The 26,161-nt window shown below is 73.1% G+C and carries 27 protein-coding genes; 8 read left to right on the plus strand and 19 right to left on the minus strand.

Annotated features, from left to right (window positions below; genetic code table 11):
• Positions 1–68: 68 nt before the first annotated feature.
• Positions 69–1,289 (plus strand): GNAT family N-acetyltransferase, encoded by a 1,221-nt coding sequence (locus ACQP26_RS24010; protein WP_433494063.1) that lies wholly within the window; start codon positions 69–71, stop codon positions 1,287–1,289.
• A gap of 49 nt (positions 1,290–1,338) precedes the next feature.
• Complete coding sequence (locus ACQP26_RS24015; protein ID WP_433494064.1) at positions 1,339–1,725, plus strand: hypothetical protein; 387 nt, start codon at positions 1,339–1,341, stop codon at positions 1,723–1,725.
• Between the two features lie 16 nt (positions 1,726–1,741).
• On the opposite strand, the gene ACQP26_RS24020 is transcribed toward ACQP26_RS24015, so the two are convergent.
• The 4 genes from ACQP26_RS24020 to ACQP26_RS24035 all read right to left on the minus strand — a co-directional run bounded on the left by ACQP26_RS24020 (position 1,742) and on the right by ACQP26_RS24035 (position 4,795).
• Positions 1,742–2,212 carry a ribose-5-phosphate isomerase gene (locus ACQP26_RS24020; RefSeq protein WP_269704523.1) on the minus strand — a complete coding sequence of 157 codons (471 nt, stop codon included), beginning with the start codon at positions 2,210–2,212 and terminating at the stop codon, positions 1,742–1,744.
• A gap of 72 nt (positions 2,213–2,284) precedes the next feature.
• Positions 2,285–3,484 carry a DUF1015 family protein gene (locus ACQP26_RS24025; RefSeq protein ID WP_433494065.1) on the minus strand — a complete coding sequence of 400 codons (1,200 nt, stop codon included), beginning with the start codon at positions 3,482–3,484 and terminating at the stop codon, positions 2,285–2,287.
• 133 nt (positions 3,485–3,617) lie between these two features.
• The gene (locus ACQP26_RS24030; protein WP_433494066.1) at positions 3,618–3,962 is read right to left on the minus strand and encodes a hypothetical protein; all 345 of its coding nucleotides are present in this window, start codon (positions 3,960–3,962) and stop codon (positions 3,618–3,620) included.
• A gap of 209 nt (positions 3,963–4,171) precedes the next feature.
• Positions 4,172–4,795 (minus strand): mycothiol-dependent nitroreductase Rv2466c family protein, encoded by a 624-nt coding sequence (locus ACQP26_RS24035; RefSeq protein ID WP_433494067.1) that lies wholly within the window; start codon positions 4,793–4,795, stop codon positions 4,172–4,174.
• 227 nt (positions 4,796–5,022) lie between these two features.
• Here ACQP26_RS24035 and pepN point away from each other — a divergent pair, with 227 nt between their 5' ends.
• A complete protein-coding gene (gene pepN, locus ACQP26_RS24040) occupies positions 5,023–7,569 on the plus strand; it encodes an aminopeptidase N (RefSeq protein ID WP_281576970.1) in 2,547 nt (848 codons plus the stop codon).
• Positions 7,570–7,708: 139 nt separating this feature from the next.
• On the opposite strand, the gene ACQP26_RS24045 is transcribed toward pepN, so the two are convergent.
• From ACQP26_RS24045 to ACQP26_RS24110, 14 genes are all read right to left on the minus strand, one after another.
• Positions 7,709–8,122, minus strand: a complete 414-nt coding sequence (locus ACQP26_RS24045; RefSeq protein WP_269704519.1) for a DUF5130 family protein — start codon at positions 8,120–8,122, stop codon at positions 7,709–7,711.
• Positions 8,109–8,411, minus strand: coding sequence for an aa3-type cytochrome oxidase subunit CtaJ (gene ctaJ / locus ACQP26_RS24050; protein WP_433494068.1), 303 nt, complete (start codon positions 8,409–8,411; stop codon positions 8,109–8,111). Before ctaJ ends, ACQP26_RS24045 begins: the two co-directional genes overlap by 14 nt.
• 52 nt (positions 8,412–8,463) lie before the next feature.
• A complete protein-coding gene (locus ACQP26_RS24055; protein WP_269704518.1) occupies positions 8,464–9,936 on the minus strand; it encodes an amidase in 1,473 nt (490 codons plus the stop codon).
• Positions 9,937–10,065: 129 nt separating this feature from the next.
• On the minus strand, positions 10,066–11,061 hold the full coding sequence (locus ACQP26_RS24060) for an amidohydrolase family protein (protein WP_269704517.1): 996 nt from the start codon (positions 11,059–11,061) through the stop codon (positions 10,066–10,068).
• Positions 11,062–11,064: 3 nt separating this feature from the next.
• Positions 11,065–11,589 (minus strand): 3-hydroxyanthranilate 3,4-dioxygenase, encoded by a 525-nt coding sequence (locus tag ACQP26_RS24065; protein ID WP_433494069.1) that lies wholly within the window; start codon positions 11,587–11,589, stop codon positions 11,065–11,067.
• Complete coding sequence (locus ACQP26_RS24070) at positions 11,582–12,007, minus strand: RidA family protein (protein WP_396881352.1); 426 nt, start codon at positions 12,005–12,007, stop codon at positions 11,582–11,584. The genes ACQP26_RS24065 and ACQP26_RS24070 overlap by 8 nt, the downstream gene beginning before the upstream one ends.
• Positions 12,004–12,777, minus strand: coding sequence for a 2-keto-4-pentenoate hydratase (locus tag ACQP26_RS24075; protein WP_281576968.1), 774 nt, complete (start codon positions 12,775–12,777; stop codon positions 12,004–12,006). Before ACQP26_RS24075 ends, ACQP26_RS24070 begins: the two co-directional genes overlap by 4 nt.
• The gene (gene dmpG, locus ACQP26_RS24080; protein WP_121683146.1) at positions 12,774–13,829 is read right to left on the minus strand and encodes a 4-hydroxy-2-oxovalerate aldolase; all 1,056 of its coding nucleotides are present in this window, start codon (positions 13,827–13,829) and stop codon (positions 12,774–12,776) included. The genes ACQP26_RS24075 and dmpG overlap by 4 nt, the downstream gene beginning before the upstream one ends.
• Positions 13,826–14,761 carry an acetaldehyde dehydrogenase (acetylating) gene (locus ACQP26_RS24085; RefSeq protein ID WP_269704513.1) on the minus strand — a complete coding sequence of 312 codons (936 nt, stop codon included), beginning with the start codon at positions 14,759–14,761 and terminating at the stop codon, positions 13,826–13,828. The genes dmpG and ACQP26_RS24085 overlap by 4 nt, the downstream gene beginning before the upstream one ends.
• Positions 14,758–15,555 carry a 2-keto-4-pentenoate hydratase gene (locus ACQP26_RS24090; RefSeq protein WP_128138063.1) on the minus strand — a complete coding sequence of 266 codons (798 nt, stop codon included), beginning with the start codon at positions 15,553–15,555 and terminating at the stop codon, positions 14,758–14,760. The genes ACQP26_RS24085 and ACQP26_RS24090 overlap by 4 nt, the downstream gene beginning before the upstream one ends.
• Positions 15,556–15,611: 56 nt before the next feature.
• Positions 15,612–17,093 (minus strand): 2-hydroxymuconic semialdehyde dehydrogenase, encoded by a 1,482-nt coding sequence (locus ACQP26_RS24095; RefSeq protein ID WP_433496191.1) that lies wholly within the window; start codon positions 17,091–17,093, stop codon positions 15,612–15,614.
• 20 nt (positions 17,094–17,113) lie between these two features.
• Complete coding sequence (locus tag ACQP26_RS24100) at positions 17,114–18,442, minus strand: FAD-dependent oxidoreductase (protein WP_433494070.1); 1,329 nt, start codon at positions 18,440–18,442, stop codon at positions 17,114–17,116.
• Positions 18,439–19,719 (minus strand): kynureninase, encoded by a 1,281-nt coding sequence (gene kynU, locus ACQP26_RS24105; RefSeq protein WP_433494071.1) that lies wholly within the window; start codon positions 19,717–19,719, stop codon positions 18,439–18,441. Before kynU ends, ACQP26_RS24100 begins: the two co-directional genes overlap by 4 nt.
• Before the next feature lie 14 nt (positions 19,720–19,733).
• Entirely contained in the window at positions 19,734–20,618 is an 885-nt protein-coding gene (locus ACQP26_RS24110; RefSeq protein WP_269704510.1) for a tryptophan 2,3-dioxygenase, read from the minus strand.
• 142 nt (positions 20,619–20,760) lie between these two features.
• Between ACQP26_RS24110 and ACQP26_RS24115 the strand changes: the two genes are divergently transcribed.
• From ACQP26_RS24115 to ACQP26_RS24125, 3 genes are all read left to right on the plus strand, one after another.
• The gene (locus ACQP26_RS24115) at positions 20,761–21,201 is read left to right on the plus strand and encodes an Lrp/AsnC family transcriptional regulator (RefSeq protein ID WP_269704509.1); all 441 of its coding nucleotides are present in this window, start codon (positions 20,761–20,763) and stop codon (positions 21,199–21,201) included.
• A 78-nt stretch (positions 21,202–21,279) separates the two neighbouring features.
• Positions 21,280–21,789, plus strand: coding sequence for a hypothetical protein (locus ACQP26_RS24120; RefSeq protein WP_135241659.1), 510 nt, complete (start codon positions 21,280–21,282; stop codon positions 21,787–21,789).
• Between the two features lie 14 nt (positions 21,790–21,803).
• Positions 21,804–22,667: a class F sortase gene (locus ACQP26_RS24125; RefSeq protein ID WP_433494072.1), complete on the plus strand. Its 864-nt coding sequence runs from the start codon at positions 21,804–21,806 to the stop codon at positions 22,665–22,667.
• A 9-nt stretch (positions 22,668–22,676) separates the two neighbouring features.
• On the opposite strand, the gene ACQP26_RS24130 is transcribed toward ACQP26_RS24125, so the two are convergent.
• Positions 22,677–23,216, minus strand: coding sequence for an HNH endonuclease (locus tag ACQP26_RS24130; RefSeq protein ID WP_013288071.1), 540 nt, complete (start codon positions 23,214–23,216; stop codon positions 22,677–22,679).
• Positions 23,217–23,445: 229 nt separating this feature from the next.
• On the opposite strand from ACQP26_RS24130, the gene ACQP26_RS24135 reads away from it, so the two are divergent.
• Together ACQP26_RS24135 and ACQP26_RS24140 are read left to right on the plus strand one after the other, a co-directional pair.
• The gene (locus tag ACQP26_RS24135; protein WP_433494073.1) at positions 23,446–24,501 is read left to right on the plus strand and encodes a mechanosensitive ion channel family protein; all 1,056 of its coding nucleotides are present in this window, start codon (positions 23,446–23,448) and stop codon (positions 24,499–24,501) included.
• Positions 24,502–24,735: 234 nt separating this feature from the next.
• Positions 24,736–26,109, plus strand: coding sequence for an MFS transporter (locus ACQP26_RS24140; RefSeq protein ID WP_269704506.1), 1,374 nt, complete (start codon positions 24,736–24,738; stop codon positions 26,107–26,109).
• The last annotated feature ends 52 nt before the right edge of the window (positions 26,110–26,161 follow it).

Genomic DNA, 26,161 nt, shown 5'->3' on the forward strand with positions numbered 1-26,161 from the left:
TCGCTTCCGAGGGTAGCCAGCCCGCAAATAGGGTGCCGACCCCCATCGCGGTGCGATACACACGTGCCGTGACTGACGTGCTGGTATCCCGAGCTGAGGACTTCGACGACATCGCGGCGCTGCTGGCGCTGGCCTTCCACGGCGATCTCGACCCCGACGTGCAGGCGCTCGAACGCCCGATCTTCGAGCCGGACCGGTCGTTGCTCGTCCGCGACGGCGGCACGATCGTGGCGAACGCCGCCGCGTTCAGCCGCGAGCTCGCCGTACCCGGCGCGAACGTGCCGGCCGCGCACGTGACGATGGTCGCTGTCGCGCCGACGCACCGGCGGCGCGGCCTGCTCACCACGCTGATGCACCGCCAGCTGCGCGACGTCCGCGACGCCGGCCGGGAACCGATCGCGGTGCTCTGGGCCAGCGAGGGGCGCATCTACCCCCGGTTCGGGTACGGGTCGGCGGCCCCGCGCTACGTGCTGTCCGTGGACACCACCGGGCTGCGCCTGCCCGACCCGGCACCCACCGAGGGCAGGCTGCGCCTGGACCGTCCGGACGCGCACCGGGACGAGCTGGCCCGGTTGTACGAGCGGGTCCGCGCCGGGCGTCCCGGCTGGTCCCGGCGCGACGAGCGCTGGTGGTCGTACGTGCTGGCGGACCTCAAGGCGCACCGGGGCGGGGCCACCGAACGCCGGGTGCTGCTGCACGAGGGCGCTGACGGCCTCGACGGGTACGCCCTCTACCGGACCAAGGACGGCTCGACGGCCGTCGGGCCGCAGGCCGAGGTGCACGTCGGCGAGGTGGTGGCGGCGACGCCGGAGGCGTACACGGCGCTGTGGCGGTTGCTGCTCTCGGTCGACCTGACCCGGCGGCTGTCGTTCCCGATCGCGGCCCTGGACGAGCCGCTGCTGCGGCTGGTGGACGAGCCCCGCCAGCTCTCCCCGCAGCTCTCCGACGCGCTCTGGGTACGGGTGGTGGACGTGCCGGCCGCGCTCGCCGCCCGCCGCTACGCCACCGACGTCGACGTGGTGATCGAGGTCACCGACGAGCTGCTGAAGGAGAACACCGGCCGCTGGCGGCTGGTCGGCGGACTCGACGGCGCCCAGTGCACGCCCACCACGGCCCCGGCCGGGCTGGCGTGTGACGTACGCGCCCTCGGTGAGCTGTACCTCGGCGGCGTGAACCTGTCGGCGCTGGCCGCCGCCGGCCGCGTCCGGGAGCTGATCCCGCACACCCTGGCCACCGTCACCCCGGCCTTCACCTGGCACCGCGCCCCCTCCCCCATGGAGGTCTTCTGACCGTCCGCTGCTCGGCGCGCGGGTGGGTGCGGGACGGTACGGTCGGGGGATGGGTGAGGCGGAGCGACGGCGACGGCGGCTGCGGCATCACGGCGACACCGGCACCCCGGCCGACGCCGAGAGTGCCGGCGCCGACGGGAGCACCGCGAGCACCACGCCCGTACACGACGACGTGGCGCCCCGACCCGCGCGCGGCGGCCGGCCGGGCGAGCCGGAGCCCCGTGGGCGGCGCGGCTCCGCGCCCGCCGAGGAGGGCGAGCGCGGGCTGCGCGGGCTCGTCGGCTCCGGCTCGTCGCAGGTGAGCGTGACGGCCGCGCTGCGGGCACGGGACGCGGCCCGTCCCACCGAGGACGACCTCGCCGAGGCCGAACAGCGGGTGGTGCTCATCCGCCGCAACTGGGTGCCGCGCGAGGAACTGCCCCGCAACGGGCGGTGAGCCCGCGCGGGTCCGCTCAGGCGGGCAGCTCGGGCAGGCGGCGGCTCTGCTCGTAGGCGGCCACCTGATCGATGCGCCGGCTGTGCCGGGGGTTGCCGGAGAACGGCGTGGTGAGGAACGCCTCGACGAGCGCAGTCGCCTCGTCCAGCGTGTGCTGCCGGGCACCGATCGCGACGATGTTGGCGTCGTTGTGCTCGCGGGCGAGCTGCGCGGTGTCGACGTTCCAGGCGAGCGCCGCCCGGACGCCCGCGACCTTGTTCGAGGCGATCTGCTCGCCGTTGCCGGAGCCGCCGATCACCACGCCGAGACTGCCCGGGTCACCGACCACCCGGTCGCCGGTGTGCAGGCAGAACGCCGGGTAGTCGTCGTCCGGGTCGAAGACGTGCGGTCCCACGTCCACCACCTCGTAGCCCTGCTTGGCCAGGTGGTTGGCGAGGTGCACCTTCAACTCGAAACCGGCGTGGTCGGATCCCAGGTAGACGCGCATACCGCGCAGTCTGACAGGCCCGCCTCCGGACCGGCGCGCGGGCGGCGACCCGGAGGCGGATTCGTCACACAGTCAGTGCGGCAGCTCGGCCACCACCAGGCCGGCCCGCGCCTTCGGGGTGAACCAGGTGCTCTTGCGCGGCATCTTCTCCCGGGCCAGGTTCACCGCGACGAAGTCGTCCACGGTCACCGGCGCGACGAGCACCGCCAGCTCGGCCCGGCCTGCGTCGACCTCACCGACGAGCCAGCTCGCCGGGTAGTCGCCACCCACGTACGTGATCCGCTTGTCGCCCGGGTCGAGGCCCAGCGCGTCGCGCAGCAGCAGACGCTCGACGAGCGCGTGGTCGAGGTTCTCCAGCCGGCCGGCGCCGACGTGCGGCAGCGTCACCGCGTACCCCCGGCCGCCGAGGTGGAGGTGCACCACGCCGCCGGTCGCCGGCACGTCAACCGGGCCGTCCACCGGGGTGACCTCCGCGCCCGCGGCGCGCAGCCGGTCGAGCAGCTCGTCCGGCGTGGTGGTCAGCTCGCTGACCAGCCGGTTGTAGGGCTGGATGGCGACCGACGCGGGCGTGGTGACCACCGCCAGGAAGCGCGGGAACCCGCCGGTCTGCGCGGCCAGGCTGCGGTGGTTGCCGTCCGCGACCACCAGATCCCCGCCGCCGGCGAGCGCGGTCAGCTCGTCCTGCGCCGGACCCGGGCCGAGCAGCCAGATCGCGTGCGTGCGACCGGACTGGTCGACGTCGGTCGCGGCGGGCGCGCCGGCCGCGTCGGTCGCCGCCGCGAGCGCGGCGTGCAGCTCGTCGCCCTTGCCGGTCTGGAGCAGGAGTACGGGCGAGAGCAGGTGACCGAGCGCCTCCGCCAGCGCGACGCGCTCACGCACCTTGGCGATGAACACGTCCTCGTTGCGGATCACCAGACCCGGCTCGTCGGCGCGGGTGGAGATCTGGTCGGTGTCGACCATCGCCCACAGCCCGTACGCGCTCTCCTCACCCGGCGCGCTGATCCGGTAGAGCACCACCACCTGCTCGGCCGGCGTGTAGCTGCCGTCCGCCTTCGCCTCGCCCAGGCGCGCCACCGCGTCCGGCAGCGCGTCGAGGAAGGACTTCCCGAGGCTGCCGGGCGCCCGGTGGGGCATCTCGATGCCCAGGGCGCTGTGCGGATTCGCCTCGACGATGGCGGTGATCTCCGCGTCGTCGGCGAACTCGTCGTAGTTCTGCGCGCCGGTGCCGCCAGTGGTGATCCAGGCCCGGGCGATCGGATGCACGACCGTCATGTCCGCTGACGCTACCCGGGCCCCGATCGCCGCCGCCGCCGGACTCACCCGCTTACCACCAGGTGAAAGGAAGGGCCCCTTGTTAACGCCTCCGGTAGAGGAAGGGCCCCTTCTTAACGCCGGGGAGGGCAGCTCAGGCGGTGGGGTTGCGGTGCCGGCCCGGGGCCGGGCGGCGCACCGGCGGGCCGGGGCGGGAGCCGGCGTTGAGGCGTACCGTCGTCGCACCGGCGGCGGCCGGGTGGGCGGCGGCGCCGGGCCGCGACGGCGCGCGGCCGGGCCGGACGGTCTCGCCCGGCGGTGTCATCCGCGACGTGGCCACCACCCGGGCCACGCCGACCACGATCGGCGGGGCCAGCAGGTCGGCCACCTCGGCCGGGCCGGCCGGCCAGTCGCTCTCGGTCACCGACCAGTACGTCGCGCCGGAGTCCTCGGTCGCCTGCTGCGGCGCGTCGTCGGACATGCGGCGGTGCTTGGCCATGGGAACGCCTCCAGGAGCTGCCGTGCTGCGGCCCCGCGGGCCGTCTGCTGGGACACCCGGTGAAACGAGCCCCGCACCGGCCCGGTGACGGGCGGTGCGGGGCTCGGGGTGCGGTGCCGGTGTCAAGAAGGGGCCCTTCCTCTACCGGAGGCGTTAAGAAGGGGCCCTTCCTCTACCGGAGGCGTTAAGAAGGGGCCCTTCCTTACCCCTCAGTCGAAGATGGGGCCCTGCTCCCGGGTGCGCTTCAGCTCGTAGAAGCCGGGGGTGGCGGCGACCAGCAGGACGCCGTCCCAGAGCCGGCCGGCCGCCTCGCCCTTCGGCGCCGGCGTGATCACCGGGCCGAAGAACGCGACCTGCTTGCCGTCCGGGCCGGGCGCGTGGATCACCGGGGTGCCCACGTCGGTGCCGACCGGTCGCATACCGGCTTCGTGGCTGGCCCGCAGCGCGTCGTCGTACTGGGTAGACTCGGCCGCGTCGGCGAGCGCCGGGTCCAGGCCGACGTCGGTGAGCGCGCCGGCGAGCATGTCCCGGCCCAGCTCCTCCTTGCGGAGGTGGATCCGGGTGCCCATGGCGGTGTAGAGCTTCGCCAGCGTCTCGGCGCCGTGCGCCTGCTCGACGGCGATGCACACCCGCACCGGGCCCCAGCCCTTGCGCATCAGGTCCTGGTACTCCTCCGGCAGTTCACGGCCGTCGTTGAGCACGGACAGGCTCATCACGTGGAACCGGATGTCCACGTCCCGGACCTGCTCGACCTCCAGCAGCCAACGGGAGGTGATCCACGCCCACGGGCACAGCGGGTCGAACCACATGTCCGCGGTGACACGTTCGGTCACTGTGTCTTCCCTTCACGACATCGTCGCGCCGGGGACCCGGCGCGGTCACCTCCGATCCTCACCCCGTACCGCATCGACCGGTACCGGAATGAGAGCGTGACCTCGACCACCGAGAGGGGTCCGTGCATGGAAGACTCGGTTCTCGACGGGCCGTCACGAGCGGCCGGGCAGAACCGGCGCCGCGGGGCGCGGCGAGACGAGTGGGATGGAGACGAACAGTGCCGGGAGTGCGCAACCTGACCCAGGTCGAGGCGACCGAGCGGGCCCGCCTGCTCGAGGTGACCGGGTACGACATCAGCCTTGACCTGTCGACCGCGGTGCAGCCCACCGGTCGTACGTTCCGCTCGGTGACCGAGGTCCGGTTCCGCTGTACCGAGCCGGGGGCGACCACATTCATCGAGACAGCCGCCGAATCGGTGCGGTCGGCCACGCTCAACGGGGAGCCGGTGGACCTGTCCGGCTGGTCGGCGGAGAAGGGCCTCACGCTCAGCGGCCTGGCCGCCGAGAACGTGCTGGTGGTCGACGCCGACTTCGGCTACTCCAACAGCGGGCAGGGCCTGCACCGCACCGTCGACCCGGTGGACGGCGAGACCTACCTCTACAGCCAGTTCGAGACCGCTGACGCGCAGAAGGTCTACGCCTGCTTCGACCAGCCCGATCTGAAGAGCGTCTACACCTGGCACGCCACGGTCCCGGACCACTGGCGCGTCGTGTCGAACATGCCGGTGGCCCGCGAGGAGGCCGCCGGTGAGGGCCTGAAGACCGTGCACTTCACCGTCTCGGAGCGGATGAGCACCTACATCACCGCGCTCTGCGCCGGGCCGTACCACGAGGTGCGCCGCAGCCACGACGGCATCGACATGGGCTACTTCTGCCGGGCCAGCATGGCGCCGCACATGGACGCCGACGACCTGCACCTGATCACCACGCAGGGCTTCGACTTCTTCCACGAGAAGTTCGGCGTGCGTTACCCGCTGCCCAAGTACGACCAGCTGTGGGTGCCGGACTTCAACGCCGGCGCGATGGAGAACTTCGGCTGCGTCACCCACGCCGAGTCGCACTACATCTTCCGCTCGCAGGTCACCGACTTCGAGTACGAGCAGCGCGCCAACACGATCCTGCACGAGCTGGCGCACATGTGGTTCGGTGACCTGGTCACCATGCGCTGGTGGAACGACCTGTGGCTGAACGAGTCGTTCGCCGAGTGGGCCAGCCACTGGTGCAACACGCACGCCACCCGCTTCACCGACGCCTGGACAACGTTCCTGTCGATCCGCAAGAACTGGGGTTACCGGCAGGACCAGCTCTCCTCCACCCACCCGGTCTACTGCGAGATGCCGGACCTGGAGGCCGTCGAGGTCAACTTCGACGGCATCACGTACGCCAAGGGCGCGAGCGTGCTCAAGCAGCTCGTCGCGTACGTGGGTGAGGAGCCGTTCCTGGCCGGCCTGCGCGCCTACTTCGGCAAGTACGCCTGGGGCAACGCCACCTTCGACGACCTGCTCTCCGAGCTGGAGGCGGCCTCGGGCCGGGAGTTGCGCAAGTTCGCCGCCCAGTGGCTGGAGACCGCGCAGGTCAACACGCTGCGCCCGGAGGTGACGATCGGCGCCGACGGCACGTACGAGCGGGTGGTGGTCCGGCAGGAGGCGCCGTCCGGCTACCCGACGCTGCGTACCCACCGCATCGGCGTCGGCCTGTACGACCTGACCGACGGCCGGTTGGTGCGCCGCGAGCTGGTCGAGACGGACGTGACCGGCGAGCTGACCGAGCTGTCCGAGCTGTACGGCAAGCCGGCCGCCGACGTGCTGCTGCTCAACGACGAGGACCTCACGTACGCCAAGCTGCGGCTGGACGAGCGGTCGATGGCGACAGTGGTGCAGCACATCGCCGGTTTCGACTCGTCGCTGGCCCGGGCACTGTGCTGGACGGCCGCCTGGGACATGACCCGCGACGCGGAGCTGTCGGCACGCGACTACGTGGCGCTGGTGCTGGCCGGGCTGACCGCCGAGACCGACATCAACCTGATCACCGCCACACTGCGGCAGGCGACCACCGCGCTCACCTTCTACGCCGACCCGGAGTGGGCGCCGACGGGCTGGGCCGACCTGGCGCGTACCGCGCGGACCGCGCTCGCGGCGGCCGAGCCGGGCAGCGGCTTCCAGCTCGCCTGGGCCCGGGCGTACGCCTCGTCGGCCCGCTCCGGCGAGGATCTGGCCACGCTGCGCGGCTGGCTCGACGGCAACGGGGTGCCGGAGGGTCTGACCGTCGACACCGAGCTGCGGTGGACGGTGCTCCAGTCGCTCGTCGCCAACGGCGCCGCGGGCGCGGCCGACGTGGACGCCGAGCTGGCCGCCGACCGTACCGCGAGCGGCGAGCGGGAGGCCGCGTACGCGCACGCGCTGGTGCCGACCGCCGAGAACAAGGCCGCGGTGTGGGCGCTGCTCACCGGCCCGGACGCGCTGCCGAACTGGCGTAACCGGGCGCTGCTGCAGGGCTTCACCCACCCGGCGCAGGTCGAGCTGACCGCGCCCTACCGGGAGCGCTACTTCGCCACGGTGGACCAGGTGTGGGCGCAGCGCGACAGCGAGCCGGCGCAGGAGTTCGTCCAGCTCGCCTACCCGGCGTACCTGGTCGAGGAGGACACCGTCGCGGCCACCGACGCGTGGCTGGCCCAGGACGGCCGGCCGGCGTCGCTGCGGCGGCTGGTGGCCGAGGGCCGTGACGGCGTGGTCCGCGCGTTGAAGGCCCGGGAGCGGGACGCGCGCAGCGCCTGAGTGAGGCACGTCGGCCGGGGCCGGCGCGGGTGGCAGCCCGCGCCGGCCCCGGCCGCTGTCGTGAGGCCCGCACCGCCGGCGCACGAGAAAGCCCGGCCCGCGTGTGCGCGGGCCGGGCTTCGTCGTGCGTGCGGGCGGGTCAGCCCTTGCCGGCGTGGCTGGCGAGCTGGTCGAGGCCCTGGATGATGCCGCCGGCCAGGTCGCCGCCACCGAAGGCGGCCACCATGGAGAGCGCGGCCAGCTTGGCGTACGTGTCCGGGATGCGCTTGCGCGCGTACTTGCCGGTGACGATCTCGAGCTGCCGCTGGTTGGGCGACACCGCGATCAGCACCGAGCGGTCCGGCTCGGCGAGCTGCCGGTGCAGCCGCTCGGCGTGTTCCCGGATCGGCTCGTCGAGGCCGCCGACGTAGACCGAGAAGACCAGGCCGGTGCCCTGGTCGGCGAGGCGCAGCGCCTCGTCGATGCGGAGCAGCTGACGGGTCGAGAACGGTCCGTCCAGCACCTCGGGCGGGGTGCCCGTCCCTGTCGTGGGCCGCGCTTCACCAACGGTCACTTGCGCCTCCGGTTCCACCGGCCGGTGCCTCCCGGCCGGCCTGCTCCTGCTTGCGGCTGGTCAACGCCGGCGCCTGCGCCCCGGCGGCCAGCGCCGTGCCGGCCGAGTCGGCCAGCTGCTCCGGACGGCCCAGGAACCAGACCGGAGTGAAGTCGAAGGGCCGACCCGGCCGGTAGCGCTTGGCACCGCCACCGCTGCCGCGGCTGCCGGCTGCCGCCAGGGCGGCGATCAGCAGCACCGCGGCGACCGGGATGCCGACGAAGACCACCAACGTCTCGGTAACAGACAATCCCAACGCCCCCAGGCGGAAAGAGAGACCAGGAATGGTGCGGAACGGCCGGTCAGGACCGGTCGCGCCCCACGTCACTTGTGATGTTCACGTTAGCGGAGTCGGCGGCCCGCCAGATTGCGGGGTGCTGATCCCATCCGTCACTCCGGTGCTCCAGTTGCGCGGCAGTGGCGAGCAGTGTCGCGTCGTCGCCGTACCGGCCGGTGAGGAGCACCCCCACCGGAAGCCCGCCGGCGGTCCGTCCGACCGGCAGCGAAACGGACGGATCGCCCGTGACGTTGAAGACCGCACAGTACGGCGAGAAGCGCCGCTGCCCGTCGAAGTCCTCCGCCGGTTCGAGGGCGGCGAACGCGCCGACCGGCGCCTGCGGGCTCGCGAGCGTCGGGCAGAGCAGCAGGTCACACCCGGCGGTACGGCGTATCCCACGGCGTACCTGCGCCTGGAGTTCGCCGAGCGCGGCGATCAGCCGGGCCGCGCCGAGCGCCTCTCCGCGCTCGCGCAGGTACCGGGTCAGCGGCAGCAGGTCGCTCTCCCGCCCGGCCGGTACGGGGGTGACCGCCAGGGCGTACCAGACGGTCTCGAACAGCGGCCACGCCTCGGGGCCGAGCGGCGCGGGGACGTCGACCACCTCGTGGCCGGCGTCGGTGAGCAGCGCGGCGGCCCGGTCGACGGCGGCCACGCAGTCGGGGTGGACCGGTTCGTCGGCGAGCATCGGCGTGGTGAACCGGCCGACGCGCAGCCGGCCGGGGCCGGCGAAGCGGGCGGCGCGGGTGACGCCGAGGTAGCCGCCGGCTGGCCCGGCCGGCGGCAGGTACGGCTCGCCGGGCACCGGCCGCGCCAGCACGTCGAGCAGCGCGGCCACGTCGGCGACGGTACGGCCGATCGGCCCGTTCACCGGCAGCCCGAAGCCGCCGAAGCCGAGCGGCCCGCCGGAGACCATGCCCCGGCTCGGCTTGTAGCCGACCAGGCCGCACAGCGCGGCCGGGATACGCAGCGAGCCGCCGCCGTCGGAGCCCTGCGCGACCGGGACCAGCCCGGCCGCGACGGCAGCGGCCGCTCCGCCGCTGGATCCGCCCGCGGTGTACGCGAGGTCCCACGGGTTGCGGGCCGGCGGGGCGACCAGTCCTTCGGAGTAGAGCGAGCAGCCGAGTTCGGAGGTGGTGGTCTTGCCGAGGCTGACCAGGCCGGCGTCGGACATGAGGCGGACCACGTCGGCGTCGACGGGCGGGACGAAGTCGGCGAAGGCGGCCGAGCCGAAGGTGGTGCGCACACCGGCGGTGAGCGTGAGGTCCTTGACCGCGGTCGGCACCCCGTGCAGCGGGCCGCGTTCGTCCGCCGCGACCGCGTCGGCGGCGCGGGCGGCGGTCCGGGCCCGCTCGGCGGTGACGGTGACGAACGCGCCGACGGTGTCGCCGAGCGCCTCGACCCGGCGCAGGTGGTGCTCGACCAGTTCCAGGCTGGACAGCTCGCCGCGGCGGATCGCGGCGGCCTGTTCCAGCGCGGTCAGGTCGTGCGGCTCGGCCATGCCGTCCATCCTGCCGGTCCGGCGGCCGGGAGGCCGGGCGACACGTCCGGCCGAACGGGTCCGTACCCGGGAACAGCGCCGGGTGCGTCCGTCGGCACTAGGGAGACGACGGACGCACCCGCGCCGGCTTCAGCGGCCGAGGAACCGCAGCGCGTTGCCCCCGAGCAGCGCGTCCCGCTGCGCGTCGGTGAGGAAGTCCGCCCGGTGCACCACGTCACCGACCGGCCGCTCCCCCAGCGGGTACGGGTAGTCGCTGCCGAGCAGCACCCGCTCGGCGCCCATGGTGTCCACCAGCAGCCGCAGCGCGGCCGGTTCGAAGACCACCGAGTCGACGTGGAACCGGTCGACGTAGGAGCTGGGCGGCGCGCTGGACGCGCCGCGTACCAGGTCGCCGCGGCGGTGCCAGGCGTTGTCGGCGCGGCCCAGCCAGAACGGGAAGCTGCCGCCGCCGTGGGCGAAGCAGATCCGCAGCGACTCCGGCACCCGGTCGAACACGCCGCCGAGGATCAGCGCCAGCACCGACAGGTGCGTCTCGGCCGGCATCCCGGTCAGCCAGCGGGCCATCCACCGGTCCAGCCGAGGGCCACCGGGCATGTCCCACGGGTGCACGAACACCGGCGCGCCGACCTCGGCGCAGTGGGTCAGGAACTGCACGATGCCCTCGTCGTCCAGATCCCGGTCGCCGACGTGGTTGCCGATCTCCACCCCGGCGTGCCCGGCCGACAGGCAGCGGTCCAGCTCGGCGCAGGCCGCGTCCGGGTCCTGCAACGGCACCTGGCAGAACGGCACCAGCCGCCCGTTGCCGGCCGCGGTGACCTCGAGCGTGAGGTCGTTGAAGATCCGGGCCACCTTGACCGCCTGGTCGGCCGGGCGGTCGTAGCTGAAGAACACCGGAGTCGGCGAGACGACCTGCACGTCCACGCCGTCGGCGTCCATGTCGGCGAGCCGGGTCGGCGCGTCCCAGCACTGCGCGCCGATCGGGCGGAACTCCGTCTCCCCCACCATGATCATGGCGGCGCGCTCGGAGTCCACCCGCAGCCAGGGCCAGCCGGACCCGCCGCACGCCGCGGCGAGGTCCGGCCACCCCTTCGGTACGACGTGCGTGTGCACGTCCACGACCGGCACGCGTCAGCCCTTGCCCGGGTGCAGCGCGCCGCAGTTGTCGCAGGTGCGGGCCTTCTCGTCGGCGTAGAACGCGGCGAAGACCGGGGGCAGGTCGGCGGCGATGTCGCGGACCTGCAACTCCACCTCGTGCACCTTGTGGTCGCACTCGGCGCAGTACCACTGGAACTTCTCCAGCGTGCCCTCCTCGCGGACCCGCTCGATCACCATGCCGATCGAGCCGGCCTCGGGACGCTGCGGCGAGTGCGGGGTGTTGCGCGGCAGCATCCACATCTGACCCTCGCGCACGTGCACCGTACGCGGCCCCTCGGGCAACATCAGGTTGATGTGCATGTTGCCCTTGACCTGGTAGAAGAACTCCTCGTACGGGTCGACGTGGAAGTCCGTGCGCTGGTTCGGGCCGCCCACCACCATGACGATGAAGTCGTCGCTGCCGGGCAGCATCTCCTTGTTGCCCACCGGGGGCTGGAGCAGGTGCTGGTTCTCGCCGATCCAGCCGGAGAAGCTGAACGGCTCGGCGATCTCACTCATGGGAACCTCCCGACGGAAGTAGGGCGACGGCCTGCATCTCGATCAGCAGGTGCGGGTGCGGAAGCTGGTGCACGGCGACTGTGGTCCGGGTCGGCCCGGTGGCGTCGAAGAACTCCGCCCACACCTCGTTGTAGCCGCCGAAGTCGTTCATGTTGACCAGGTAGCTGGTGACCTGCACCAGATCGCTCAGGTCGGCGCCGACCGAGCGGAGCAGGTCGCGGATGTTCTCCACCACGGCCCGGGTCTGCTCGCGGATGTCCAGGTCGGTGGTGCCGAACTCGTCCACCGACACCCCGGCGAACGTGTTGTCCGGCCGGCGCGACGACGTACCGGAGACGTAGACGAACCCGCCGGCCACCTTGACGTGCGGAAACGCGCCGCGCGGCACGGCCTTCCCGGCCACCACGCGGGCGGTCATGGGATGGCCTTCAGGGAGGCGGAACCCAGCTTCTCCACTGTGGCGCGGACGTGCGCCCCGGGGCGCAGCGGCACCGCGGCGGTGGCCGCGCCGGCCAGGAACACCCAGCCCTTGCGCAGCCGGACGCCGTGCCGGCCGGCCAGCCGCAGGCCCTCGTCCAGCGCGCGGCGCGGGTCGCCGAGGATGGCTGCGGTCGAGCCGACCTGTGCCACCCGCCCGTCGATCTCCAGGACCACGCCGAGGTTGTCCAGTCCGTCCGGGACCGGCGACCACGGCCCGACCACGAACGCGGCGGCCGAGGTGTTGTCGGCGATCACGTCCGGCAGCGAGAAGGTGAAGTTCGCATACCGGGAGTCGATCAGCTCGATCGCCGGGGCGACCGCCCGTACCGCACGGGTGAACGAGCCGACCGGTTCGCCCGGGTCGGGCAGCCGGTCCAGCAGGAACGCCACCTCCGGCTCGACGCGCGGGTGGATGAAGTCGCCCACGTCGACGCCGCCGCCGTCCGGTACCCGCATCACGTCGGTCAGCCGGCCCCAGATGACCTCGTCCACGCCGACCTGCGCCATCTTGGCCTTGCTGGTCAGCCCCATCTTGAGGCCGACCAGCCGCTCACCCCGGTCGAGGCGGCGCTGCACCAGCGCGGTCTGCACCGCGTACGCGGCGTCGACGTCGAGGCCGGTCTCGGCGGCCAGCTGCGGGATCGCGGTGGCGTCGTCGGCCGCCGCGCCCAGCTTCTCCGCGATGCCGGCGATGTCCGGCCCGATCATGAGTTCTCCTTAGCCGCCAGGTCCAAAGCCACGTCCACGATCATGTCCTCCTGGCCGCCGACCATCCGGCGACGGCCCAGCTCGACCAGGATCGAGCGGACGTCCACGCCGTACTTGGCCGAGGCCCGCTCGGCGTGCCGCAGGAAGCTGGAGTAGACGCCCGCGTACCCCAGGGAGAGCGTCTCCCGGTCGACCTGGACCGGCCGGTCCTGCAACGGGCGGACCAGGTCGTCGGCGGCGTCCATCAGCGCGAACACGTCGCAGCCGTGCTTCCAGCCGTGCAGCTCGGCGACCGCGACGAAGACCTCCAGCGGCGCGTTGCCCGCGCCCGCGCCCATGCCGGCGAGCGACGCGTCCACCCGGACGGTCCGCCCGGACGGCGAACCGAGCGGGCCGTCGCCGAGGATCCGGCCGTGCTCGACCGCCAGCACGCTGTTCGCCACACCCAGGGACAGGTTGTGGTGGGCGTGGATGCCGATCTGCGTCTCGGGTTCCAGCACCTGCCGGTACGCGTCGACGCGCTGCGCCACGTCCGACATCAGCAGCCGCCCGCCCGAGTCGGTGACGTAGACGCAGTGCGCGCCGTACGACTCCATGAGCTTGGCCTGCGCGGCCAGCCCGGCCGGGTCGTTGAGGTGCGACATCATCAGGAACCCGGAGACGTCCATGTCGTTCTCCCGGGCCCACGCGATGTGCTGGGCGGAGATGTCCGCCTCGGTGCAGTGCGTGGCGATCCGGACGCTCGTCACGCCGAGCGCCTTGGCCGCCTTCAGGTCGGCGATGGTGCCGATGCCCGGCAGCAGCAGCGTGGTGAGCCGCGCGGTGGTCAGCACCTCGGCGGCGGCGGCGATCCAGTCCGCGTCGGCGGCGGCGCCGTGCCCGTAGTTGACGCTGGAACCGGCCAGGCCGTCGCCGTGCGCCACCTCGACCGCCGCCACACCTGCGGCGTCGAGCGCGGCGGCGATGGTACGCACCTGGTCGACCGTGTAGCGGTGGGCGATGGCGTGCATGCCGTCGCGCAGCGTCACGTCCTGGATGTAGAGATCGGTCATCGGGGTGCCCCCTCCGGGGAACGCAGCGCCACCAGCCGCTCGGCGGTACGCAGCGCGGCCGACGTCATGATGTCCAGGTTCCCGGCGTACGCGGGCAGGTAGTGCCCGGCGCCGGAGACCTCCAGGAACACCGACACCTGCAGGCCGGTGAAGTGCCGGCCCAGCACCGGCGCGTACGTGTCCACGGCGTCGAACTGCACGTCCTGCTTGAGCCGGTAGCCGGGCACGTACTCCTGCACGGCGGCCACCATGTCGGCCACCGAGGCGGCGATCTTCACCCGGTCGGCGTCGGCGTCCGGGCACAGACAGTAGACCGTGTCCCGCATCAGCAGCGGCGGGTCGGCCGGGTTCAGCACGATGATGGCCTTGCCGCGCTCGGCGCCGCCGACCACCTCGATGGCGCGGGCGGTGGTCTCGGTGAACTCGTCGATGTTGGCCCGGGTGCCCGGGCCGGCCGACTTCGAGGCGATCGAGGCGACGATCTCGCCGTACGCCACGGGGGTGACCCGGCCGACCGCGTGCACGATCGGCACCGTCGCCTGCCCGCCGCAGGTCACCATGTTGACGTTCGGCTCGCCCAGGTGCTCGTCGAGGTTCACCGGCGGCACCACGTACGGGCCGATCGCGGCGGGCGTCAGGTCGACGACGGTGCGGCCGTGCGCCCGCAGCACCTCGTCGTGCCGCTTGTGCGCGCCGGCCGAGGTGGCGTCGAAGACGAGCTGGACGTCGGCGAACTCGGGCAGCGCGACGAGGCCGTCGACGCCCTCGGCGGTGGTGGTCACGCCGAGCCGGCGGGCCCGGGCCAGACCGTCCGAGGCCGGGTCGATGCCGGCCATCGCCACCATGCGCAGGCTCTCACTGAGCCGCAGCACCTTGATCATCAGGTCGGTGCCGATGTTGCCCGACCCGAGCACCGCCACTCCGACAGTCATGAGGTGGCCTCCTTCGAGAAACAGGTACGCACCGAGCCGAGCCCGGAGATGCGCGCCTCGTACGCGGCGCCGGGCGTGACCGGCACCATCGGGCCGAGCGCGCCGGAGAGCACCACGTCGCCGGCCTTGAGCGGGTCGCCCGCCCGGGCCATGGTCGCGGCCAGCCACTGCAGCGCGTGCAGCGGATTGCCGAGGCAGGCCGCGCCCGCGCCGACCGAGACGGGCTCACCGGCGTGCTCCAGCACCATGCCGCACAGCCGCAGGTCGACGTCGGCGAGCCGCCGGGGTGCGGTGCCGAGCACGAACAGCCCGCTGGAGGCGTTGTCCGCCACCGTATCCACGATGGAGATGTCCCAGTCGGCGATCCGCGAGTCGACGATCTCGATGGCCGGCAGCACGTGGTCCACCGCCCGGATCAGGTCGACTGTGGTGACCCGCTCGTCCGGCAGGTCCGCGCCGAGCACGAAGGCGATCTCCGCCTCCACCCGCGGCTGGAGCAGCCGGTCGATCGGCACCTCGACGCCGTCGCCGACGGCCATGTCGTCGAAGAGCACCCCGAAGTCGGGCTGGAAGACGCCGAAGCTCTCCTGGACGGTCCGCGACGTCAGGCCGATCTTCGCGCCGACGCGGCGGTGTCCCTTGCCCAGCCGCTGCCGGGTGTAGACCTGCTGCACCTGGTACGCGGCCTCGATGTCGCCCTCGGGCAGCAGCCGGCCGCGCAGCGGCGGGCAGGGCTTCCCGTCCTGCCGGGCCACTGCCAGTTCCCGGTTGGCGGCCTCGATGTCCACGGTCATGGCGGCTCCTCGCTTACGTCGCTGGGGATTCCGGCCATTCTGCCCACCACGCGCGCTCATGTGAGATCCACGCAGACGTTGGTGAGCTCGGAGTAGAAGTCGAGCGAGTGCACGCCGCCCTCGCGGCCCACACCCGACGCCTTCACCCCGCCGAACGGGGTGCGCAGGTCGCGCAGGAACCAGGTGTTGACCCAGACGATGCCGGCGTCGAGCCGGGCGCCGGCCCGGTGCGCCCGGCCCACGTCCCGCGTCCACACCGTCGCCGCCAGGCCGTAGGCGGTGCCGTTGGCCAGCGCGAACGCCTCGTCCTCGTCGTCGAACGGCGCGACGTGCACCACCGGGCCGAAGATCTCCTCCTGGTTGGTGCGGGCGTCCGGGCCGAGTCCGGTGAGCACCGTCGGCTGCACGTACGCCCCGCCGTCGCGGGCGTCGCCGAAGCGCGGCGCGCCGCCACCGGCGCGCACCTCGGCGCCCTCGGTGCGGGCCAGCGCGTAGTGGCCGAGCACCTTGTCCCGGTGCCCGTGCGAGATCAGCGGCATGTTCGCCGTCGCCTCGTCGTCCGGCCAGCCGTACGCCAGCTCGTCGGCGCGCTTGGCCAGCCGCGCGGTGAACTCCTCGAACACCGGCCGCTGCACGTAGATGCGCTCGGTGCACAGGCACACCTGGCCGCCGTTGGTGAAGCTGGACCGCACCGAACCGGCGACCGCCGCGTCCAGGTCGGCGTCGGCGAACACCAGGCCGGCGTTCTTGCCGCCCAGCTCGAAGCTGACCGCCTTCACGCCGTCGGCGGCGGCGCGCATGATCGCGCTGCCGGTCGCCGACTCACCAGTGAACGTGATCGCGTCCACCCCGGGGTGCCGGGTCAGGTGCTCGCCGGCCGAGCCGGGGCCGAAACCGTGCACCAGGTTGAACACGCCGTCCGGCACGCCCGCGGCGGCCATCACCTCGGCCAGCAGCGTGGCCGAGGCGGGGGTCTCCTCGCTGGGCTTGACCACCACGGCGTTGCCGCAGGCCAGGGCCGGGGCGACCTTCCAGGTGAGCAGCAGCAGCGGCAGGTTCCACGGCACGATCACCGCGACCACGCCGACCGGCTTGCGGACCGCGTAGTTCAGCGCCCGGCCCCCGGCCGGGGTGACTGTGGTGAACGACTCGGTGGGCGCGGTGGCCACGATCTCGGCGAACGCCCGGAAGTTGGCCGCGCCGCGCGGGATGTCGAGCGTCCGGGCCTGCGAGATGGCCTTGCCGGTGTCCGCGACCTCGGCGGCCACCAGGTCGTCGAAGCGCCGTTCCAGCTCGTCGGCAACCCGGCGCAGCACCTCGGCGCGTTCCCGCTCCCCCATCCGGCCCCACGGGCCGCGCAGCGCCGCCCGGGCCGCCGCGACCGCGTCGTCCACTGTCGACTGCGACGCCTCGGCCACCTCGAACACCGGCTCGCCGGTGACCGGGCTGCGCTTGGTGAACCGGGAACCGGCGTCGACGAACTCGCCGCCGACGAAGTTGCGCAGCAGGCCGGGGCCGTCCGGTGCGTGCCCGGTCATCAGCCGGGGATCCCAGAGCGTCATCGCCGCCGCCCCAGCGCCGCGCGGACCCCACCGGCCAGCAGCGCGACCGCGCCGGCCGCGACCGCGCCGACCACCGCGTACTGCGCCCGCACCCGGCGGCGCACCTGCGCGTACGGGGTGGTGGAGAAGGAGACCAGCTCGTACTGGGAGACGTAGCGGCCGGGCAGCGCGCGCTCCAGCGCGTGCTCGACCTGCTTGCGGGTGCGGAACACCGGCGAGGCGACCTTGTCCCGCATCTCCACGAAGTTCGCGAGCGCCATCCGGGCGATCGCCTCGGCGTTGTCCTGGCGGCGGTGCTGGAACAGCGGCAGCGCGGCGGCCCACTCGTCGTCGCACTCGTCGAGGCAGCGGTCCAGCTCGACCACGTCCTCGAACGCGCAGTTCGCGCCCTGGCCGTAGAACGGCACGATGGCGTGCGCGGCGTCGCCGATCAGGCCGACCTTGCCTGCTACCTGCCACGGCGTGCAGCGCACCGTGCCGAGCACACCGACCGGGTTGTGCTGGTAGTCGTCGACCAGGTTCGGCGCGAGCGGGACCAGGTCCGGGTAGTGGGTGGCGAAGAACTGCTCGATCGCCGCCGGGCTGCTGAGCGAGGCGAAGCTGCGGGTGCCGTGGGTGGGCCAGAACAGCGTGCAGGTGAAGGAGCGGTCCGGGTTCGGCAGCGCGATCATCATCGAGGTGCCGCGCGGCCAGATGTGCAGCGCGCCCGGGTCGAGCGCGAACTCCCCGCCCAGCGGCGGGATGGTCAGCTCCTTGTAGCCGTAGTCGAGGAAGTCGAGGCTCTCCGTCAGGCCGCCGTACGCGAGCAGTTGCCCGCGCACCGCGGAGCCGGCGCCGTCGGCGCCGAGGACGACCGAGGCGGTGGCGGTGACCTTGCCCTGCGGCGTCTCGAACGTCATCTCGCCGCCGAGAGGGTCGAGCCCGACCAGCCGGTGGTCGAACGCGACGCGCACGTTCGGCAGCGCGGCGGCGGCGTCGAGCAGCGCGTTGTTCAGCGCGCCCCGGCTGATCGAGTTGATCGCCCGGTCCCCGGAGCCGCTGTACGACTGGAACTCCGGCTCGCCCTCGACCGGGTGGATCATGCGGCCGCGCATCGGCAGCGCGTCCGCCATCACCTCGTTCTCCAGGCCGATGCGGCGCAGCGCGTCCAGTCCGCGCTCGGACAGCGCCAGGTTGATCGACCGGCCTCGCTCGACGGTGCCGGTACGCGGGTCGGGCCGCCGCTCGTAGAGGGCCACCGGGTAGCCACGGCGGGCCAGGTAGCAGGCCAGCAGGCAGCCGGCCAGCCCGGCGCCCACCACCGCGATCTCGTCGCGCTCCGTCATGACCCCTCCTTCTCAACAGTTGCCGCCAGCGCCTCGGCGACCCGCCAGCAGTCGTGGTACGTCGAGTAGAGCGGCACCGGCGCGAACCGGACGATGTCCGGCTCCCGGGCGTCGGCGACCACGCCGTGCTCGTGCCGCAGGCGCTTGGTCAGCTCGTTCGCGCTGCCCACCCCGATCCGCACGGAGAGCTGGCAGCCGCGCCGAGCCGGGTCGCGCGGGGTGACCACGGTGAGCGGACGGCCCGGCGTCACCTCGTCGAGCAGCTGCTCCAGCCAGGCGGTGAGCCGCAGGCTGCGCTCGCGCAGCGCCGGCATGCCGACGGAATCGAACAGCTCCAGCGACGTCCGCACCGGGCCCATCGCGAAGATCGGCGGGTTGGAGATCTGCCACGCCTCCACGGTGGCCGGCGGCCGGGACACCGGGGTCATCTCGAACCGGGTGGCCGCCTCGGTGCTCCACCAGCCCTCGAACCGCTGGATCGACGGGTCGCCGAGGTGCCGCTCGTGGACGAAGACGCCGCCCAGCGCACCCGGGCCGGAGTTGAGGTACTTGTACGAGCACCAGGCGGCGAAGTCGACGTCCCAGTCGTGCAGCGCCAGCGGCACGTTACCGGCGGCGTGCGCCAGGTCCCAGCCGACCACCGCGCCCGCGGCCCGGCCGGCGGCGGTGATGGCGGGGATGTCCATCAGCTCGCCGGTCAGGTAGTTCACGCCGCCGAGCATCAGCAGCGCCACCGTGTGACCCTCGCGGGCCAGGAAGTCCAGCACGTCCTCGGTGCCGAGCGTGTCGGAGCCGGGGCGCGGCTTGAGGCGTACGACTGTGGTGTCCGGGTCCAGGCCGTGGAAGCGGGCCTGGCTGCGCACCGCGTAGCTGTCCGAGGGGAATGCGCTGTCCTCGATCACGATCCGGGTGCGCTCGCCGGCCGGGCGGTAGAAGCTGACCATCAGCAGGTGCAGGTTGACGGTCAGGGAGTTCATCACCACGGTCTCCGCGGGCAGCGCGCCGACCAGGCGGGCGGCCGGTGCGGTCAGCAGCTCGTGGTACGGCAGCCACGGCCGCTCCGACTCCAGGTGCCCCTCGACGCCCAGGCGCTGCCAGGCGTCCAGGTCGGCGAGGAGTTCGTCCCGGGTGGCCCGGGGCTGGAGGCCGAGCGAGTTGCCGGCGAGGTACGCCGTGTCGGGGTAGCGCCCGCCGTCGGCGGGTGGGATGTGGAACAGGTGCCGGTGGCCGGGGTCGGCGGCGTCGCGGCGGAGGGCTTCGTTCTCGGGGGTGTGCATGCTGTTCTCTCTCGTCACATCGCGGTGCGGGCCGACCACAGCTCCGGGAAGACCACCCGGGCCATGCTGCGCTGCAACCATGCCAGTCCGGCGGAGCCGCCGCTGCCGACCTTGGCGCCCATCGTGCGCTGGACGGCCTTGACGTGGTTCCAGCGCCAGTCGCCGAACTCCTCGGCGACGTCGGTGAGCGCGTCACCGAGCAGGCGCAGGTGGTTGTCCGGGCCGTTGTCCCCGTAGATCCGCACCCAGGCCGCCTCGATCGCGGGGTGCGCCTCGTGCTCGGCGTTCACGTCGCGGGCCAGCAGCTCGGCGGGCACGTCGAAGCCCTTGCGGGCCAGCAGCGCCACCACCTCGTCCCAGAGGCTCGGGACGGCGAGCGCGGCGGTCAGCTCGTCGTACACCTCGGTCTGCCGGCGGAACGGGCGGATCAGCGCCCGGTCGCGCAGGCCGAGCAGGAACTCCAGCTGCCGGTACATGGCGGACTGGAAGCCGGAGCCCTCGCCGAGCCGGTCGCGGAAGCGGTTGAAGTCGGCCGGGCTCATCCAGCGCAGGCCGTGCCACGCGGCGTTGAGGCCCTCCAGGTGCAGCGCGGCGCGGCGCAGCGGGGGCAGCGCCTCCCAGATCCGGTCCTCGCGCAGCTCGCGCTTGGCGTGCCGAAGTTCGTGGCAGGTCAGGCCGAAGTACAGCTCCATGATCTGGCTGACCATCAGGAAGGACATCTCGCCCGGGTCGTCGCTGAGCGGCTCCTGGAGCCGGTGCAGCGTGCTGGCCCGTACGTACGCGTCGTACGGCACGCGGTCGGCGAACTCCAGCGTCGGCTCGCCGCCGTTGCGCGCCGCCCGAGCCGCCCGTTCCTGGGGGGTTACCGGGCGCACCGCCGTCGTCTGTTCCACAGTCATTCTCCGTCCGTGCGCGGGGTAGAAATCATGATCCCGCTGGTGGGCGCGCGAATGGAATGCCTGTTCAACGGCGGTATGGTGGTCTCACTTCGCGAACTGAAACCATCTCGCGTCGTCGTCTTTACGGAAGGAAGGTCCGCGCGTGGACGACATGGACTGGGCCCTGCTGCGCGAACTCCAGGCCGACGCCCGGCTGTCGTACAGCGAGTTGTCCCGCCGGGTCCACCTGTCCCCGCCCGCTGTGGCCGAGCGGGTACGGCGGCTGGAGGAAGCCGGAGTGATCACCGGCTACCACGCCCACGTCGACCTGACCCGGGCCGGGCGCACCGTGCTCGCGCTGATCCGGATGTCCTGCTACGGCGCGCGCTGCATCCTCAACGACCCCGAGGTCACCGGCTGGCCGGAGATCATGGAGATCCACCGGATCACCGGGGACGCCTGCAGCATGCTCAAGGTCGCCGCCACGAACATGGGCGAGTTCGAGGAGGTCATCGACCGCCTCGCGCCGTACGGGCAGCCGTCCAGCACCATGGTGCTCTCCACCCCGCTGGCCTGGCATCCGGTGGTCAAGGCGCCTCGTTAGCTTCCCCTGCCCTCCGGGAAAGCAGGCGCCGCTGCCCGTCAGTGGTCCGGCGCACCGTCGCGCCGGGAGGGGGGAACCATGCGAGGGCTCCTGTCACATCGTGCGTTGTCGTCCCTGCTGGGCCTGTTCGGCCTGGTGGCGGCGTTCGTCCTGACCACCGCGCCCCCGGCCCGGGCCGGGGAGAGCGTGTTCATCGAGGTGACGCCGAACAGCGTCCAGGCCGGATCCCGGGTGAACCTGCGAGCCGGCTGCGACAACAGCAACAACCGCCAGGCGCAGGTCACCTCGGACGCCTTCGGGCGGGTGACGCTGCGGCCGGACAACGGCTTCCTCACCGGCTCGGTCACCGTGCCCGGCAACAAGGCGCCGGGCGACTACCCGGTGAACCTGGACTGCTCCAACGGCAACACCGCCTCGACCATGCTCACCGTGCTCAACATGGCGCAGCCGAGCAAGGGGCCCGCGACCGGCGGCGGTGGCACCGCGGGTAGCCGGGGCACGGGCTCGCTGCTGCTGGTCGGCGGTCTGGTCGCGGTAGCAGTGGTGGCCGGTGTGAGCGCCCGCCGCAAGACCGGCGGCCGTGCCTGACGAGAGGTGCCACCATGGCCCGCTCATCGCGCCGCCGGGGCCGTACCGGACCGGCGGCGGACCGCACCCGCCGCCGCGCAGCCGCCCGCCGGTCGGCGGAGCGCCGCGGACGGCTCCGGGCCGCGCTGCGGCTGACCGGCCGGGCCGCGCGCCGGTTCGCCCACGTCGCCGGGCACGCGTTCACGGCCAGCGTCGCCACCGCGGACCCCAGGTCCGGCCCGGTCCCGGCCCGCGCCACCAGGACCACCACCCGCCGGTACGCCCCGAGCCGCAGCCCCGGGGTCCCGGTGCTCGTGGTGGCGAGCGTGATGGCGCTGATCGTGGCCATGCTCGGGCTGGAACGGGTGACCGGGGTCAGCGTGCTGCCGGACCGGATCGTCGCCGGCCTGCGCCCGCCGCCGAAGAAGTTCCCGGTGCTGCCGGCCAGCCCACCGACCAACCTGAGCATCGGCAAGCTCGACCTGCGCGCGCCGGTGCACCGGGTCGGCATCGCGCCGGACGGCAGCATCGACGTGCCGGACGTGGAGCGGGCCGGCGAGGTCGGCTGGTACGACCAGGGCCCCACGCCCGGCCAGTACGGCCCGGCTGTGCTCGTCGGGCACGTCGACACCACCACCGGGCCGGCGGTCTTCCACGGCCTGAAGGACCTCGAGGACGGCGACCGGATCGAGGTGTCCCGCGAGGACCGCTCGGTGGCGGTGTTCGAGGTGACCTCGATCGAGCGGTACGGCAAGGAGAAGCTGCCGGTGGAGGACGTCTACGGCGACTTCAGCCGGCCCAACCTGCGGCTGATCACCTGCGGCGGGCGCTGGGTGGGCGGCGAGACCGGGTACGCGGACAACCTGGTCGTCTACGCGTCGCTGGTCAAGGCGCGCTGAGGGCGCCGGTCAGGCCGCCTCGGGCTCCGGCTCACGCAGGTCGAGCCAGTCCGCCCAGCGCGGGTCGGGGGCGCGGTGGCCGAGCACCCGCCAGGCGGCTCCTTTGGGCGCGGCCGGCAGGTGGTGCAGCCGCCAGCCCAGCTCGGCCGGGGTCTTGTCGCCTTTGGTGTGGTTGCACCGCGCGCAGGCGGCGACCACGTTCTCCCAGGCGTGCCGGCCGCCCCGGCTGCGCGGGAAGACGTGGTCGATGGTCTCGGCCGGCCCCCGGCAGTACGCGCACCGCCACCCGTCGCGGGCGAACACGGCCCGCCGGGACAGCCCGACGTGGGTGCGGTAGGGCACCCGGACGTAGCGGGTCAGGCGTACCACGGAGGGCACCGGTAACGCGTTCCGCGCGCTGTGCAGGATGCCCTCGCCGTCGGCGACGCAGACCGCCTTGGCGGAGAGGACGAGGATCGCGGCACGACGCACCGACACGACGCACAGGGGCTCGTAGGTGGCGTTGAGAACGAGTGCACCGGAGCCCGCCGTGGGTCGTATGTCAGGCATCGCGCTCACCCTCCCGGTCCAGTCGCTCCGCCCCGTCTGCGTCGGAACCGCCCCGCGGACAGCGCGGAACGGCTCCGACGCCGGCCGGATCACCCGACGTCCGTTGCGCCAATAGTCCCTGATCGCGCCCCGGATTGCACGTACTAATCCCGGGCTACCCCCGCCGGTAGCGACACTTCGCCGAGGTGGCGGTGTCCGTCGTCCGCCGGGCGTGCGGTACGAAAGCACAGTGAACGTCTCCGACCTGATCTCCGCCGTGCTGGCCGCCGTCTCCGACCGGAAGCCGGACTGCCAGGGCAGCAGCTCCTGCGAATGGGTGTACCGGGTGACCAACTCCGCCTGGTTCGCCGAGAGCAGCTACTGGATCCTGTTCAAGCCGCTGCGGGTGGCGCTGATCCTGCTGCTCGCGGTGGCCGCCCGGTGGGCGCTGCACCGGACCATCAACCGGCTGGTGCGCACCACCACCGAGGGCGCGGTGCCGACCATGCTGCGCCCGCTGCGCGAGCGGATCCCCAGCGCCTCGCTCGACCCGGACCAGTTCGTGCCGGAGCGGCGGCGGCAGCGGGCCGAGGCGATCGGGTCGGTGCTGCGCAGCATGGTCACCGCGTTCGTCTTCGGCATCGCGCTGCTGATGGTGCTCAAGGAGTTCAGCTTCGACCTGGCTCCGCTGCTGGCCAGCGCGGGCATCGCCGGCGTGGCGCTCGGCTTCGGCGCGCAGAGCCTGGTCAAGGACCTGATCGCCGGCCTGTTCATGCTGATCGAGGACCAGTACGGCGTCGGCGACACGGTCGACCTGGGCGAGGCCACCGGCGTGGTCGAGGCGGTCGGGCTGCGGGTCACCACGGTCCGGGACGGCCGGGGCGTGCTCTGGTACATCCGCAACGGCGAGATCGTCCGGGTCGGGAACAAGAGCCAGGGCTGGGCGCTGGTCGTGGTCGACCTGCCGATCGGATTCGCCGGCACCGAGGAGGCCACCGCCGTGCTGCGTACCGCGGCGGCGTCGGTGGCGCTGGACCCGGAGCTGGCGCCGAGCATCGTGGAGGAGCCGGAGGTCCTCGGCGTCGAGCAGATGACAGTCGACGGCGCGGTGATCCGTACCGTCGTCAAGACCACCGCGGACGGGCAGTTCGCGGTCGGCCGCGAACTGCGCCGCCGCCTCGCGGAGGCGCTGGAGAACTCGGGGATCGTCGCGCAGATCGCGGCCGCCCGGCTGTTCCCGGGCCTGCCGGTCCAGCCGCCGGCGCCGCCCGCCGCCGAGGGGACGGGCACCGCCGGACCCACCTGAGTCGCCGCACGAGCCGGACTATTTCCGGGGGTCGCGCACCGCGCGGCCCCTCGGGTATCGTCCGTTCGTTCAGTCGGAGATGCGACGATCAATCCGTTCGCCCTAGCCAGTTGTCAGACGATCGGGCAGAATCCGGTGCACACGCTCCACCGGGGGGCGTGCTCGTGTCCTCGCTGATCGGTTGATCTGACGACGGTTCCCGGTCGGGCCATCACAAGTGGTCGACCAGGAACGATGGAGGCGACGGTGTCCGATGCGCGACCCGCCCAGGAGGGCCCGGCCACCTTCCGGGACGTCTTCGGTCAGTCGGAGTTCCGCGCCATCTTCGCCGCCAACACCCTCTCCTGGGTAGGCGACTACCTGGCCCGCGCCGCGGTCACCGTGCTCGTGCTGCGCGAGACCGACTCGGTCGCGCTCTCCGCCGCCGCGTTCGCCGCCAGCTACCTTCCCTGGCTGGTCGGCGGCCCCCTGCTCTCCGCGCTCGCCGAACGGCACCACTACCGGCGGGTCATGGTCATCTGCGACCTCCTCCGGATGGCGCTGATGGCGCTGGTCGCGATGCCCTGGGTGCCGACCTGGTCGATCTTCGCGCTGATCTTCCTGGCCACGCTCGCGAACCCGCCCAGCCAGGCGGCTCGGTCGGCGCTGCTGCCGCACATCCTGACCGGGGACCGGCTGGTCGTGGGCCTGTCCGCCTTCGCCAGCGCCGGTCAGGCCGCCCAGGTCGTCGGTTACCTGATCGGCGCCACGGTGGCGGCGCTCAACCCGAACACCGCGCTGCTCATCAACGCCGGCACCTTCGCCCTGTCGGCCGCGCTGGTCCGCTTCGGCGTACGCGAGCGACCACCGGCGATGGCCGACGTGCACCGCAGCCACCTGCTGCGGGAGACCGTCCAGGGCTTCCAGATCGTCTTCGAGCGGCCGGTGCTGCGCGCCATCGCGGTGCTGGTGTTCAGCGCGATGCTCTTCTCGATCGTCCCCGAAGGGCTGGCCGCGGGCTGGGCCGCCGACCGGGCCGGGGGCCGGATGGACGCGGGCACCGCCCAGGGGCTGATCATGGCCGCCGTCCCGGTCGGATACATCCTCGGCGGGCTGACCATCAGCCGACTCGTCGGCCCGGAGCGGCGACTGACGCTGATGCGACCGTTGATGATCATCGCGCCGGCGACACTCGTACCCGCGCTGTTCAACCCGCCGCCGACGGTGGTGGCGTTGCTGGCCGCCGGGTGCGGTTTCGCCGTCGCCGGGCTCGTCCCGGTCGCCAACGGCCTGTTCGTACAGGCACTGCCGGACGGATTCCGGGCCCGGGCGTTCGGCGTCATGGCCAGCGGCACGCAGGTCATCCAGGGCGCCGCGGTGCTGGCCACGGGTGCGCTCGCGGAGCGGTTCTCGGTCCCGTCCGTGGTCGGCGTCTGGAGCGCCGCCGGGGTCCTGATCATGATCGTCGCGGCGCTCGCCTGGCCCCGGCCGCAGGTGATCAACGAGGCCATCGCGGCCGCCCGCGCCGAGTCGCCGGGCGGCGCCGGAGCGCCGCCCGCGCACGCGCACGGCCCGGCGTCGGGTGACCGGAACCGCGAGCACGGCCGGCGCCGGCACGCGGTGACGTGATCCGCGCCGCCCGGCGGGCGGGCGCGGGTGCCGGGCCGCACCTGGCAGGATG

The organism is Micromonospora sp. CA-248089 (genome assembly GCF_050948515.1).
GTDB lineage: Bacteria > Actinomycetota > Actinomycetes > Mycobacteriales > Micromonosporaceae > Micromonospora.